This is a genomic window from Sorangium sp. So ce693 (assembly GCF_051521375.1).
In the GTDB taxonomy this organism is placed as follows: Bacteria; Myxococcota_A; Polyangia; order Polyangiales; family Polyangiaceae; genus Sorangium; species Sorangium atrum.
In genome coordinates this window covers 675,611-688,867 of record NZ_CP150347.1, presented here as the reverse complement: position 1 = coordinate 688,867, position 13,257 = coordinate 675,611, and the positions used below count along the sequence as shown (strand labels likewise).

12 protein-coding genes are annotated in these 13,257 nt (G+C 69.6%); 6 read left to right on the top strand and 6 right to left on the bottom strand.

Annotated features, from left to right (window positions below):
* Window positions 1–19: 19 nt before the first annotated feature.
* Window positions 20–1,165, bottom strand: coding sequence for a serine/threonine-protein kinase (locus WMF14_RS02700; protein ID WP_437798601.1), 1,146 nt, complete (start codon window positions 1,163–1,165; stop codon window positions 20–22).
* 315 nt (window positions 1,166–1,480) lie between these two features.
* Between WMF14_RS02700 and WMF14_RS02695 the strand changes: the two genes are divergently transcribed.
* Both WMF14_RS02695 and WMF14_RS02690 read left to right on the top strand, forming a co-directional pair.
* Window positions 1,481–4,657, top strand: a complete 3,177-nt coding sequence (locus tag WMF14_RS02695) for a VWA domain-containing protein (RefSeq protein ID WP_437798599.1) — start codon at window positions 1,481–1,483, stop codon at window positions 4,655–4,657.
* A gap of 17 nt (window positions 4,658–4,674) precedes the next feature.
* Window positions 4,675–5,439 (top strand): hypothetical protein, encoded by a 765-nt coding sequence (locus WMF14_RS02690; protein WP_437798598.1) that lies wholly within the window; start codon window positions 4,675–4,677, stop codon window positions 5,437–5,439.
* Window positions 5,440–5,520: 81 nt separating this feature from the next.
* Here WMF14_RS02690 and WMF14_RS02685 read toward each other — a convergent pair whose 3' ends face one another.
* From WMF14_RS02685 to WMF14_RS02670, 4 genes are all read right to left on the bottom strand, one after another.
* Window positions 5,521–6,000, bottom strand: coding sequence for a type II toxin-antitoxin system VapC family toxin (locus WMF14_RS02685; protein ID WP_437798596.1), 480 nt, complete (start codon window positions 5,998–6,000; stop codon window positions 5,521–5,523).
* A 385-nt stretch (window positions 6,001–6,385) separates the two neighbouring features.
* The gene (locus WMF14_RS02680; RefSeq protein ID WP_437798595.1) at window positions 6,386–6,928 is read right to left on the bottom strand and encodes a helix-turn-helix domain-containing protein; all 543 of its coding nucleotides are present in this window, start codon (window positions 6,926–6,928) and stop codon (window positions 6,386–6,388) included.
* A 56-nt stretch (window positions 6,929–6,984) separates the two neighbouring features.
* The gene (locus WMF14_RS02675) at window positions 6,985–7,221 is read right to left on the bottom strand and encodes a hypothetical protein (RefSeq protein ID WP_437798594.1); all 237 of its coding nucleotides are present in this window, start codon (window positions 7,219–7,221) and stop codon (window positions 6,985–6,987) included.
* Window positions 7,222–7,413: 192 nt separating this feature from the next.
* Window positions 7,414–8,583 carry a hypothetical protein gene (locus WMF14_RS02670; RefSeq protein WP_437798593.1) on the bottom strand — a complete coding sequence of 390 codons (1,170 nt, stop codon included), beginning with the start codon at window positions 8,581–8,583 and terminating at the stop codon, window positions 7,414–7,416.
* A gap of 411 nt (window positions 8,584–8,994) precedes the next feature.
* Here WMF14_RS02670 and WMF14_RS02665 point away from each other — a divergent pair, with 411 nt between their 5' ends.
* Both WMF14_RS02665 and WMF14_RS02660 read left to right on the top strand, forming a co-directional pair.
* Window positions 8,995–9,624 carry a tyrosine-type recombinase/integrase gene (locus WMF14_RS02665; protein ID WP_437798592.1) on the top strand — a complete coding sequence of 210 codons (630 nt, stop codon included), beginning with the start codon at window positions 8,995–8,997 and terminating at the stop codon, window positions 9,622–9,624.
* A gap of 391 nt (window positions 9,625–10,015) precedes the next feature.
* Window positions 10,016–10,357: a hypothetical protein gene (locus tag WMF14_RS02660; protein ID WP_437798591.1), complete on the top strand. Its 342-nt coding sequence runs from the start codon at window positions 10,016–10,018 to the stop codon at window positions 10,355–10,357.
* A 96-nt stretch (window positions 10,358–10,453) separates the two neighbouring features.
* On the opposite strand, the gene WMF14_RS02655 is transcribed toward WMF14_RS02660, so the two are convergent.
* Window positions 10,454–11,848, bottom strand: a complete 1,395-nt coding sequence (locus tag WMF14_RS02655) for a styrene monooxygenase/indole monooxygenase family protein (protein ID WP_437798590.1) — start codon at window positions 11,846–11,848, stop codon at window positions 10,454–10,456.
* Between the two features lie 611 nt (window positions 11,849–12,459).
* On the opposite strand from WMF14_RS02655, the gene WMF14_RS02650 reads away from it, so the two are divergent.
* On the top strand, window positions 12,460–12,888 hold the full coding sequence (locus WMF14_RS02650; RefSeq protein ID WP_272097559.1) for a bactofilin family protein: 429 nt from the start codon (window positions 12,460–12,462) through the stop codon (window positions 12,886–12,888).
* 54 nt (window positions 12,889–12,942) lie between these two features.
* Window positions 12,943–13,257: a bactofilin family protein gene (locus WMF14_RS02645; RefSeq protein WP_272097558.1), complete on the top strand. Its 315-nt coding sequence runs from the start codon at window positions 12,943–12,945 to the stop codon at window positions 13,255–13,257.

Below are 13,257 nucleotides of genomic sequence, written 5' to 3'. Positions count from 1 at the left end.
CCGTCCGCTTCATCGGCTCTCAAGGGCAGGCCGCCTGCTCGCCGTGTGGCCGGCCCCGGGACCCCCGGTGCACCCGGCGGCGCGACGACCACCGGCGGCTCGGCCGGCTCCGCTCCTCCATCCAGGAAACGCGCGGCGTCGCGCCGCTGCCCGCAGGCACACAGGGCTCCTCGCAAGGAAGCCACTCGCCCTCGAGCGACACGCCGCGCGCGTCCTCCCGGACGCCCCGCGCCCGGAGCCACGCCGCGAGCGCCTCGCCGAGCTCGCGCATGCTCGACCAGCGCAAGGACGGCTCCTTCCGCAGCCCGCGCTCCACGATCGCCCAGAGCTCCGCGTCGAGGCCGCACGTGTCGACGAGCGACGGCACCGCGTCCTGCAGCACCGCCCGCAGGCCGTCCAGCGCGTTCCTTGATGAGAACGGGGGCCGGCCCGACAGGAGCTCGTACAGCATCGCGCAGAGCGACCAGACATCGGCGCGGCGATCGATGTCAGGGACGGCGAGGACCTGCTCCGGCGGCATGTAGTCCGGGGTGCCGAAGACCTCGAACGCCGCCGATGCCTGGCTCGCCTCGCGCTCGGAGACGATCTTCGCGACGCCGAAATCGACGATCTTCGGCTGGAGCCGGCCGCCGCCGTGGCGCACCAGCATCACGTTGTCCGGCTTGAGGTCGCGGTGGACGACCCCCTTCTCGTGCACCGCGTGCATCGCGCCCGCGACCGGGAGCAGCAGCGCGATCGCCCGCTCCGGCGTCAGCGCCGCCTCGCGCGAGAGCGCGCTCCTCAGCGACTCGCCCTCGATGAGCTCCATCACCAGGTAGGGGTCCCCCGCCGCGGTCTCGCCGAGATCGAAGATCCTGACGACCTCCGCGTGGTTCAGCCGGCCCGCGGCGCGCGCCTCGCGGACGAAGTACTCCGCGAGCTCCGGCGACCGGAGCTCGGGCCGCATCAGCTTGATCGCGACCTCCGACCCGAGCGCCACGTGCGTCGCGACCCAGACCGTGCCCATCGCCCCCTCGCCGATCCTGCGGACCAGCCGGTACTTGCCCGCGACGAGATCCCCGTCCTGGTAGTGCGCGCTGCGCGCGGGCTCGCCGAACCCCTCATCGAGATCCCATGTGCCGCCGTCCGTGCCGCTCCAGGTGTCCGTGGTCTCGATGCGCGACATGATGTCTCCTGCCCCGGCTCCGCGGCCTCGCCGCGCCCATGCCCGCGCTCAAGCAGACAGCGTGCCATCCCTGACAAACATGGAAAGGTGCTCCGATGCGCCGGAGCGCCCCATGAAACCCGCACGACACCGACAGAGACGCCCCATGGCTTCGCCGATGGGGCACTCGGCCACACCCGCCGAAGCGGCGTCCCCGGGCCCCCGTAAAGATGATTTACTGCGGCTCCCCCGCATGCGGACCGAACGGAGGCGTCCCTGATCCCGGCGGCCGCGCTGCGCGCCCTCCCCTACGCCGCCACGCTCGCCGGCGCGCTCGTGTTCGGGGCGCTGCTGCGCCTCGCCCTCCGGCGCGGCGCGCTCCGCCGCCCGATCCTGCTCGGCTGGATGGTGGCTGGCGCCGTGCCGGCGCTCTACGTGGGCCTCGTCTGGTGCGGCCTGCTCCCGGACGCCTATCTCCGGCTCGCGCGGCCCTGGGGCGCGCTGCTCGCGCTGGGCGCCACGTCGTTCATCGCGCTCCGGTACCTCGCGCTCGCGCTCGCCTCGGCGCACGCCCGCCGGCAGGGGGCGTGGCGCTCGCGGCTCGGCGACCTCCTCGCCCCCTTCGCCGCGTTCGCCGCAGCCATGGCCGCGGCCGGGCCAGAGCTTGGCCGACCACTCGACCGGCTCACCGTCCTGGTCGCAATCGATCGCAGCCGCTCGATCGACCTCGTGCCGAGCGCCGACCGGCGCGTCGCGCAGGAGCTCTCCGTCGCCGAGCTCGGCATGCGCGAGGACGATCGGATCGCCACCATCGCGTTCGCCGCGGGCGCGGCGACCGAGGATCCGCCGCGCCCGCGCTCGCAGCTCGCGGCGCCGCAGCGGGTCGCGCTCGGCCGCGATGGGACGGACCTCGCCGCCGGCATCCGGCGCGCGCTCGCCGAGGTGCCGCCGGACTCCGCGGCGCGCGTCGTGCTGCTCAGCGACGGCGTCGCGACCCGCGGCGACACGATGGCCGCGGCCGCCGCCGCCGTCGCCGCCGGCCTCCCTGTCGACGTGATCCCGCTGGAGCAGCGGCTCGTCCCCGACGTCCGCGTGGTCGCCCTCCGCGCGCCCGCGCGGGCCGACGAGGGCGAGGCGCTCGATCTGCGGCTCGTCACCTCGTCGCCGTCCCCGGCCGAGGTCGAGATCCGCCTCCGCCGCGACGGCGAGCTCATCGCCCGCACCGAGGCCTCGATCGCCGCGGGAGAAGACGTGCTGCGCATCCGGGAGAAGGCGCCGGGGCCCGGGCTGCACCGCTACGACGTCGAGATCACCGCGAAGGATCCGAGGCTCGACGAGTCCGCCGAGGACAACGCGGCGAGCGCGTTCCTGCGCGTCCGCGGGGCCGCAGCGGCCCTCGTGCTGGAGGGCGACGCCGGGCAGGGCGCGTTCATCGCGCGGGCGCTCGCGGACGGCGCGTTCCGCGTGGACGAGGGCGGCCTGAGCCGCGTCCCCGCCGATCTCGGGGAGCTCGCCGGCTACGACGTCGTGGTGCTCAGCGACATCCGCGCGTCGGATCTCTCGCCGGGCCAGATCGACGCGCTCGCGAGCTACGTCCGCGATCTCGGCGGCGGGCTCCTCCTGATGGGCGGCGATCGGAGCATGGGGCCGGGCGGCTATGCGCGGACGCCGCTCGAGGAGATCTCGCCCGTCGCGTTCGACCTGAAGCAGGAGCGGCGGCGGGCGAGCCTGGCCGAGGTGATCGGCATCGACATCTCCGGGTCGATGGCGGCGACCGCCGGCGCGCACACGAAGCTCGAGCTCGCCAACGAGGCCGCCGCCCGGTCGGCCTCGCTGCTCGGCGCCGGCGATCGGCTGGGCGTCGCTCACGTCGACACGGCGGTGCGGTGGAGCGTGCCGCTCGGGCCGGTCACGAACGGCGCCGCGATCGACAGGGCGATCCGCGCCGTGGGCCCGGGCGGCGGCGGCATCTACGTCGATATCACCCTCGAGGCGGCGTACCAGGCGCTCGACCGGGACACCTCGAGCCTGAAGCACGTGCTGCTCTTCGCCGACGGGTCGGACGCGGAGAACATGGGGCCGTGCCGCGCGATGGTGGAGGCGGCGATGCGCCGCGGGACGACGACGAGCGTCGTGGCGCTGGGCCAGGGCAACGACGTGCCGGAGCTCGAGGCGCTGTCGCGCATCGGCGGAGGGCGCTTCTACCTCGTCGAGGACGCCACGCGGCTGCCCGCGGTGTTCACGCAGGAGACCATCATGGCGGCGAAGAGCGCGATCGTGGAGGAGCCGTTCCGCGTGGCGCTGGGCGCGCCGTCGTCGATCACCGCCGGCGTGCCGTTCGGCGAGGCGCCGCCGCTCGGGGGCTACGTGGTGACGGTCCCCAAGAGCCGATCGACGGTGCTGCTGTCCGGGCCGGAGGGCGATCCGGTGCTCGCTGTGTGGTCGGCGGGGCTCGGCCGGGCCGCCGCGTTCACGAGCGATCTCAAGGGCCGCTGGGGCGCCGCGTGGACGCGCTGGCCCGGCGCGGCGCGGATGATCGCGCAGGCCGCGCGCGACGTGACGCGCAAGGAGGAGGATCCGCGCGTGCGCCTGGAGGCGGACGCGTCGGGCGGCGAGCTGTCGGTGCGGGCGAGCGTGATCGGCGACGACGGGCGTGCGCAGTCGTTCCGCCGGCTTGTCGTGCACGTCGCGGGTCCCGACGGCTTCTCGCGAGAGCTCCCGCTCGAGGCGACGGGCGCGGGGGCGTACACGGCGAAGCTGCCGCTCTCGCGGCCGGGGACCTACGTGGCGGTTGCGCGGGACGAGCTCACGGGGGAGGCGGTCGGGACGACGGGGGCGGCGATGACCGCCGGCGAGGAGCTGCGCCCGACGGGCAGCGATCTGTCGCTGCTCGGGCGAATCGCGGAGTTCACCGGGGGCAAGCGGCGCGACACGCTCGCGGGCATCTTCGAGGATCGGGCCTCGAAGCGCTTCGCGTACCGGAACGCGACGCCGAGCCTGGTGTTCTTCGCCGCGCTCGCGTTGCTGCTCGCGGTGGCGGCGCGGCGGCTCGCGCTGCCCGAGGCGGCGGTGGCGTGGATCGCGCGGGCGGGAGAGCGGCTCCGCGCAGCGCGGTGGGGAGCCGCCGCGCAGCCGGCCGGCGCGGGTGCGACCGTGGGGGCGCTGCTGTCGGCTCGGGAGCGGGGGCGCGCGCAGCGCGAGGGCGCGGAGGCGAGCCCAGCGCCGAGCGTCGGTGAGCGCGGCGAGAGCGCGCAGGCGGGGACGATGCCAGGGAGGACAGCGCCGCCGGCGGGGGCGCCGGGAGCTCAACCTGGGTCGGCGGCGTCGTGGCCTCAACCTGGGTCGTGGCCTCGACCTGAGCCGACGGTGGGGCCTCAACCTGGGTCGGCGGCGGGGCCTCAACCCGCGTCCCCGGGGGGCGGACACGCAACGGGCGCGGGCGGCGCGGCGCCGGAGGGACGACCGCTCACGGCGGCGGAGAAGATCTTGGCGCGACGTCGTGGGCGGAGGTGATGCGATGGAGCGCGGCCGTGCTCCGTGGCGCCATACAGCACCTCGACACGGCGAACCTCTGGTTCGGCGAGGGCAAGCGCACCGGCGCCTATCAGGTGCGGCCCATCGACCAGGTGATCAAGGCGAGCCGGCCCTGGCGCGCGCGCCTGAAGGCGTTCGCCGACCAGGCGCTCGCGTTCGAGCCGGACCTCGCCGAGCAGTTCGCCGACGTCAACACGAGCGGCACGCTCACCGAGGAGACCAGCGATCTCGCCATGCTGCTCCGGCTCGCCCAGCAGCACCAGGCCCGTCTTTCGCCCGTCGGCCTCACCGAGGACTTCTTGCGCGAAGGCAGCGCGCTGCTCGACGAGGTGAGCGGCCGCGACCTGCTCGGCATTCTCGGTTTGCGCAACCGGGATTCGGCCTGGGCGCGGCGCGGGCGGGAGCGGCGGGGAGACCGCCCCTGCGCCGAGGGTGCGTGCCGCGAGCGCGCTCGGTGGAAGCGGCCCGCCGCTGCGCGAGGGCTCGCGACTCCGCGCGACGGCGGGCGGCCGGCGAGCCACGCGCGCCGCGCCGCTGCGGCCTCCTTGTGCGGTCGCAGCGCTCCGATCACGAGACGCACAGTCGCCCGTGGCGGGCGCAGGCCGAACGCCGCGTTGGCAATCAGCGGCGAGGTGCGGGCGTCGTCGCCTGCGCCGCGTCCGCTGCATTGCCTTGTTGGGCGGCCTCCGGGCCACCGCTACGCGGAACGATCGAAACGTGGTCTGTGGCGCTGCCTGCTTCAAGGCGTCGAAACGCCTTGAACAGCTCGTGAACATCATAGCCACATTCCTTCGCAATCTCGTCGCGAATTGCGCGAACTTCATCGACGATGGCATCGCGGATCATTTCTCCTCCTGTGGCGGCAGCTCGTCTGGCGTGCAGATGACGGGCGGTCGAAACCCACTGTCTCTACACACGGACTCTATGCGAGGCCGCATCGTAGCATTCGCAATATGGGTGCAGTTCCATGTCAGAAGAAAATCGAGGCCATGAACGGCCGCTATGGCCACGTGCGCGGCGTCGACGATTGCCTTTGCGGGCATGGCTGCCTGCTTGATGAGGGCCGCGGCAAGCGTCTCCGCTTCCTCGGCTCCTGACAGGACAGCGATCCCCGCGGCTGCTCCGAGCCGCCGAGCAGCTGCCGCGGGGTCGCCCCGGCGCGCTTCGGTCAGCACCGGGTCGGAGAGGAACAGCTCGAACTCGTCTCGCCGCGCCCACCAGCCGATCGTGACCTGCTGGCGGGCGGCCTGAATGACATCTCGGCTTGGCAGCGCGGTCAGATAGCTCAAGATTGACGTTTCGACATAGACGCGCGGTTTCACGGGCGGCTCCTAGCGAAGGCGCGCTTCCGCCGACGCACCTGGAGCATACCAGGCCCAGGCACGCGCGCCCAGGTCGTCCCGCGCAAGTCCTCGTATTGATCGGAAAAGTCGAGAGGATCAGGACCGTTCAGAGAGTGGGCGGCCTGCTGATCGTCGAGACGGGCCCATCCGGGCTCGAGCGCGCATCCTAGATCGTCGAGACGGGCCCGTCCGCGCGAGCCCTCCAGGGGCAGCCGCCTCGGGGGCTGTACTCCGCTGGAGTCATAACTGCCTCGGCTCACGCCTGCCCGCCCAACGGCTTGGGCTTGTGCCGCGAGTGGGTGCGCGCAGTGCACCCACTCGTCGGTCAGCAAGCCTTTGTTGGGAAGCTCTCGGCCCCCGGAGTTCACTCCCGGTCAACGCCCTGCTTGTTGAACAGGGCGTTGGACTTGAGAAACTTGATGAGCACCTGCTCAACCTTCTTGCATAGATCGGCATCATCGATCTGGATGTAGGCTCCTCGGTCGACCACCGGCGGCTTGAACCAGAACTTCTCGTGGTGTTCGGGCACGCGCTGGGCGATGTCGCGTTCGGTGGCACGGCCGACGTATACGGGGCGGTCCGTGATATCGTAGAAGACGTACACGCCCTTACACTTGGGAAGATCCGCCTTCGCGTACGGATCAAAATCTTGCAGTGCGCCGAGGTTCTCGACCGTCTGCTCATTCTGGGTTTCCGCGACGACAGCATCGGGAGCGTTATCGCCGAGGGCCTTCTCCAGCTTCGCTCTCGTTGCCGCTTGCGGGTTCGGACTGCGCCCAGTTTCGATGTTGGAGATCTGTTGCCCAGAGACCCCGGACTTCTCCGCAAGTTCGGCTTGCCTCCAGCCTTTCGCATCGCGGGCTTTGCGCAGCCACTGTCCGAAATTCTCGGTCTTTGCGTCAAGCATGTCTGTCTCCGTGTTGGTGCATCAAGAACTATCGCTCACGCGAGCCATAAGCGGGGCTACCTGAGCCATCCTTCACTTTGCGCCTGGTCGATGAGTCCGCGCAGCGTCGCCGCATCCGGAATACGCGCCTGGCCGCGTGCCGGCTGAAGGTGCCCATCTGGCGTTCGCCAGATAAAGCGATATCCCTCCTCACGACTACCATCGTCATAGTGATAGGTGCAACGATGAAAGCAGAGCGACCAGTCGCCCGCATCGCCGGTTTGAACCTCATCGTGTACTTCAACCCATGCCATAATGCATTCCTGTTCTGGAAAGCCTCCCGGCGGTCTGACACTCGACGGTGCGCCTGTTGCAAGCCTGCCCAACGATCAAGGCTTCAGCTGCGGGCGTCGGCGGGAGCCCGGAGGGCGACCAGATGCGGCCGTCTGCCTGCAAGCCGTAGTTAGACGACGCACCTGGTTCTGTGGATTTCCTCGATGCCCCTCTTAATCGGGAGTTACGTGAGCGCCCAGCTTGTCGAGTGGGAGGCCGACTTTCGCAAACCGGACATCGGCGTCTCTTGCGAACGGGTTTGGCAGCCACTGAATTAGCGTTTGCGAATGGTGGACAACGAGAACTCCAGCCAGATTTCTTACCCAGTCAAACTCCTGAATAAAAGACCCATATTTCACGAAACATACATCGGCATCTTTGGCAAAGTCCCACTCCCGTAATACCTCCTCCCATCCATTACTCTCGGCAATAGCAACCTCTTCCGGGTGCGTCACCGGATTGCGTTCGAGGAAGCGCTTTTTTGACTCTGCATCCCCAAGCCACGCACAGCGACTACCAGTTAGCGCCGAGAGTACATCGACAGGTGTCAGCTCGGACTCATCGTTCTGTACCGCGACAACGTAGGGATAGCGAGGCAATTCATCCGGCCACTTTTGGCGCTTCTCCGCTTTCGCGCGGATGTCCCTGACGAGCCTTTCTCTTTGAGATTGTTCGTTTAAGAGATGTGCGGCAGTAATCCCTCCCGCAGCGTACCCTGGGTGCCCCTCTCCATCAGGTGGCGGCCCGAAGATGAAAGACACCATGTGCACCTCGACTGGACTGCGCGTGCCCGCAGGTGAGATGGGAAAGCCCGACTTCTCTACATCAATCGCCTCGAACCGAGCCTCGAGCCGACTCTGTCCATCGCTCTGCGGAACCGCTACAACGTGTACTGCACCTCGCTTCGTTCCGCGTATAGCCTCATCCAAGAGCCCCACGACCCCGCATCGGACTACGCCCTCAACCACTTCTTCGTTCGCGCCACGTTCACGTCCCGACACAACAGACAAACTTAGCCGTTCGCCGAGTAAATATTCAACCCGGTACGGAAGTTGTCGTGTTTCGATCTCAGATTGCAGAAGCTCTACTATTGACGGGTCGCCGGGTGATAGGCGTGTCACCTCCACGTAGAATCTCAAACCGTTCGGAAGTCTAACATCGAGATCGGGCGTAGAAGCTATCGGATTGTCAGGGAACACGGACACATAGGCGGCTCCCGACGCAGCAAACAACGATGCAAAGTAGACCTCTACAACAAGATTGTTCAGCTTGTGAAGATCTCCGGCGTCCTGCCCCAACTTGTCGGCGCCGATAACGCCGAGTCGATCGGCAATCTCAAGCATACGGTCTGCGCGACGTCGATAGAAGCCACGAGGGTCTACTCCCGCGATCCTGCGGTAGTATTCTTCCCTACCAGAGAAGGCTCGTTCCAGTCTTGGAAACACGAGTTCAGCCCTAGGCACCACCGCATTCTACCTCCGGAAAGATCCTGTGCACACTTTTGACGCTGCGGTCAGCCGCCCAACGTCGCAATCAGCTGTGATGTGCGACATATCTACGCATTTTCACGTGTAGGCCGCGAACCGTGGCGCCCTATCTCCATATTCCCGAGGACAAGTCGCGGCCCATCATGGCCTATCTCCGCAATCCCGCAGATAGGCCGCGACCTTCCGCAGCCTATCTGCGGGATTGCGGAGATAGACCGCCGCTGCGTACCTATGTATTCCCGTTGCTAGATCTCGGACGGCGACAGCGTGTCGTCGCGCAAGATTCGCGCCGACGGCTGGGTACCCGTCCGCTTTCACAGCGGCAAACCCCCACGGCAGGTGGGCGCGGAAAAGGTCACGGCCTTCCTTGACGAGCTTGCGGTCGCACACCGCACCGCGGCATCCACGCAGAACCAAGTGCTGTGCGCGCTCCTCTTCTTTTACAAGCGGGTTCTCGACCTGCAGATACCCCGGCTCGAAGCGCTCGAACGGGCACGCCGGCCGGAGCACCTCCCCTCGGTCCTCTCGCGACAGGACACGCTCACCTTGCTCGAACACTTCGTCCCGCCTTTTCGGCTCATCGGCGAGCTCCTCTACGGAAACGGCCTCCGGTTCCTCGAAGCGCTTTCGATTCGCGTCAACGACATCGACCTCGATCGACGACAAATATCGGCAGTGCAAAGGGCCGTGCACGATGCCGGACGCGCGGCGGAGCTCGCCAAGCGCACGACATGCCGACCCCTCCGCCACAGCTTCGCGTCCCACCTTCTCGAGGCGGGCATGGACATCCGGACGATCCAGACGCTGCTCGGCCACAAAGATGTGCCGACCACGAGGATCGACATCCACATCGTCGACCGCGGCTCTCTCGGCGTCATCAGCCCCCGTGACCGCTGACCGCCGCGTCAGCGGGGAGCGCCTTGAGCTCCGACCCCACCCCGTCGTCCCGGTCCCACCCATCGTGAAAGGTAGCGTACCTTACGGCTGTGCTGCGTTGTCAAGGGAGGCCGGCGCGTGTTCGTGCGGGCTCCAACCGGACGACTCGAGCTCGGCCGCGGCGTCCACGCCACGCGCTCGCGATGGGCATCCCCCTCACCGATCCCGTCACCGTCACGCCCACCGGGGGCGGCTCCGTCCCAAAGCAGGCGGGCGGCCCAGGATCTGGGCGCCGGCGTGCCATGGGCGATGCCGCGCACCACGCACGTGACGTGGGCGCCGCCTCGTTCCGCAGCGGCCTCGAAGCGCTTGCCCAACGTTCGGGATCACTACGCGCGGGGTCGTACCTTGCGTGGCCGGCCCCGACCGGGCGCGCATCGCGGCGCTCGCGTCGTGCGGCGCGCAGTCCCCGATCGGACCGGGAGAGCTCCGCTCCCGCATCGAAGCGGCTGAGGCGTTGGGGGCGATCAAGCGCGGCGCCGAGGCTTTTGCGCACTGCGAGTCGCTGCCGGAGGGCCCAGTGCGCGAGCTCGAGCGCTTCGGGCTCGGCGTCTCGGCGGAGCTGCTCGAAGCGGCGATGAGCACGCCACCAGTAGACTTTGCTGTGCATGCGCGGATGCTTGAGTGTTCTTTTCGCAAGATCGAGCTCGTGAAGCTATTGGCCGAGGGCAAGGAGCCGACGCCCTTCATCTGACCATGGAAAGGAATGCCGCGTGGTGGAGCTCGAGACGCGGCACGTGCGGGGGTTCGACAGAGGAAAGCGGGCGCCCGGCGAGGCGCTCCGCGAGCGCTACGCGAGCGCGCCGCCGGCGTGCACCGGCGCTACCGGGTGCCCCGGCGGGAGCCCGATGCGCTGCCGCACCTGCGCGATGCCGACGCCCACGCCCCCTGCCGCGAGCGCGAGCGGCCACGGCTTCCCGGTCGTCTGCCGGATGAAGGCGCGCACCCGCCCGACGTCCTCGAGGACCGCCGTCAGCCGCGCCGGATCGTTGAAGTTGTTCACGAAGGCGTTGGCGAGCGCCTGCTGCCCGCTCGTGTTGTCCGCCCGCCCGTCGCTGCCGTATTGCGCCATGAGGAAGTGGGCCATCGTGGGCGTCACCCCGGCGAGCAGGATGTTGTTGAACCGGTCGGTGGGCCCGCCGTGCCGCGCATAGAAGCGATCGAAGGTGCGCGTCATCCAGTCGGCGTCGAACGGGCGCTCGCCGTGCTGCACGATGCACTCGACCAGGTTGCGCGCCATCTTGTTGCCGCTGTTGGCCCCCTGGCCGCCGATCGGATCGATCGACATCGCCGTGTCGCCCAGCGGCGTCACGATCCGGCCGGAGGGCAGCCGTCCGACGGGCTTGCGCACCGCGGGGACGACCCGCCCGTTCTGCCATCCATGTTTGTCCGACAGCTCGGCGTTCCTGAACCACTCGTAGTCCCAGGGGATGAGCTCCTTCACCAGCCCCTTCGCGATCGCGATGATCTCCTCGCCTGACTTCGCGCCCTGGAACCTGTCGAGCGGCCCTCCGGGCACCGCCTCGACGAGACAGTTCCAGCTCGGTCCCACGTCCTTGTGGTGGTAGGGCACCCAGAACGCCTCCCCGATGCCCGCGAACAGGTTGAACTTGACCGGCAGCATGGGGATGCCGTCGAACCCGAGCTTCGGGCCGGTCACGCACATCATGACGATGTTGCGCTGCGCCTCCGTGTGGACGTTGCGCGCGGGGTCTCGCTCGAACAGGTTGCACAGCTCGCCGCGTCCCGCGGCGACGACGGTGAGGTCGTTCTCGGCGGCGATCGTGTCGAGCCGCGCGATCGTGACGGGCTCGATCACGATCTTGCCGCCCCGCCGCTCGAGCTCGAGCATCCACCGGTGGCTCTGGAGCCGGAGATCGATCGCGAAGAAGTGCTGCTCCAGGCGGCCCGCCAGCGTCAGGAGGCGGTTGCCCGGGGTGGCAGACGCGGTCACCTGGGCGCCGTGGCCCCGGGGTGCGGCGTCTTCCCAGAAGGCCAGGCCGAGCTCGCGCTCGAACGCGAGCGCCACGTCGAACCGCGCCGCGGTGCCGGTCGGCTTCGACTCGTTGAGCCACTGCTCGGGCGTGCGATCCGAGTAGAGCGTCACCTCGTAGCCGGCCTTCACCAGGCCGTGCGCCGCGAGCAGGCCGGCCTGTCCAGACCCCACGATAGCTATCTTCCGCATGAGGAACCCCCGGGTTGGGTTGGTCTGCGCTCGCCTCACGGGCGACGCGCGCCGAGCCATCCGAGTCGGTTCGCCAGGGCCACAGCGGGCGTCGCGAGCAAGGAAAGCCCAGTCAAGAGAGACCGTATCACCCGAGCCAGCCCCGCAGGAAGCGCCCACCACGCGCGCCCGCGCGCTCCGGCGCCCCGCATCGATTTCTCTTCCCCCCGCGCCGCGCTTCCCGCCGGAGAGAGCCCTCGGGGGGAGGGGGCGTCGCGCGGGGGGCGAGGGGGAGGGCCCCACGAACCCGAGCGCCGGCCCGCATCGCAGCCAGTCCTCACGGACTCGCCAGCTCCGTACAGCAGGCCATTGCCACCAAAAGGCGCGAGTTCGTGGGAGGGCCCCCCTCGCCCCCCGCGCGACGCCCCCTCCCCCCGAGGGCTCCGCTGCAGTCAGCCGATGGCGCGAGCCAGCCACCGAGCCCGCCCGCCGGTTGCGAGGCGCAGCCGCTTGGAGTAGCGTCCGCGCCGCCGCGGCCCCGGGCGATCCAGTTCGCCCAGCGCCAGCGGACGAGCCGGGCGTCTGGTGCGCGCCCCGGCTCGCGCGGCTCCCTCCGCGCACAGGAGACGAGAATGGCCCGAGGCTCGACAACGACGCGCAGCGAATCGGACGCTGCCGAATCGCTCATCGGACGGGGCGCCCGCATCCGCGGGCGTGTCCATGGCGACGGCTCGCTCCGGGTCGAGGGGAGCGTCGAGGGGAACATCCAGCTGGCTGGCGACCTGGAGATCGAGGACGGGGCGTCGGTCACGGGGGACGTCGAGGCGAGCTCGCTCGTCGTCTCCGGCCAGCTCACGGGGGACGTGGCGTCGCGCGGCCCCGTCACGATCCGGGCGACCGCGCAGTACGCCGGAAACGTGGGCGGCAGCGAGGTGATCCTCGAGGAAGGCGCGGCGTTCGCCGGCCGCATCGAGGCGGAGTTCGACCTCCCGGCCGAGCTCTCGGAGCGGACGACCGGCGGTCGCGGGCAGGCCCCCCGGCGTGAACCGGCAGGGCGGTAGCGCGCGTTGACGGACGAAGAATCGCGCCGCGAGGGCGCGGCGAGGAGCACGAACGTGGCGGGTACGATCATCGGAAACGGGCTCACGATCGAGGGCGAGATCACCTCCGACGAGGAGGTGATCGTCGCCGGCACGGTGCGCGGAAAGCTCACCGTCGAGGGGCCTCTCACCATCGACGCAGGGGCGCTGGTCGAAGCGGACATCGGGGCGGCGTCGCTCCAGGTGGGCGGCAACGTGACCGGCAACGTCACGGCGGCCGATCGCGTCGATCTCCTCGCCGGCGGTCGCCTCGTCGGCGACGTGAAGGCGTCGCGGCTGACCATCGCGGACGGAGCCTCGTTCAAGGGCAACGTCGACATGGACGTGTAG

What these genes read in the sequence shown, in the direction of transcription:
- WMF14_RS02700 (WP_437798601.1), bottom strand. Translation starts at nt 1,165, where the DNA reads ATGTCGCGCATCGAGACCACGGACACCTGGAGCGGCACGGACGGCGGC.
- WMF14_RS02680 (WP_437798595.1), bottom strand. Translation starts at nt 6,928, where the DNA reads ATGCTTGACGCAAAGACCGAGAATTTCGGACAGTGGCTGCGCAAAGCC.
- WMF14_RS02675 (WP_437798594.1), bottom strand. Translation starts at nt 7,221, where the DNA reads ATGGCATGGGTTGAAGTACACGATGAGGTTCAAACCGGCGATGCGGGC.
- WMF14_RS02670 (WP_437798593.1), bottom strand. Translation starts at nt 8,583, where the DNA reads ATGCTTGAGATTGCCGATCGACTCGGCGTTATCGGCGCCGACAAGTTG.
- WMF14_RS02655 (WP_437798590.1), bottom strand. Translation starts at nt 11,848, where the DNA reads ATGCGGAAGATAGCTATCGTGGGGTCTGGACAGGCCGGCCTGCTCGCG.
- WMF14_RS02650 (WP_272097559.1), top strand. Translation starts at nt 12,460, where the DNA reads ATGGCCCGAGGCTCGACAACGACGCGCAGCGAATCGGACGCTGCCGAA.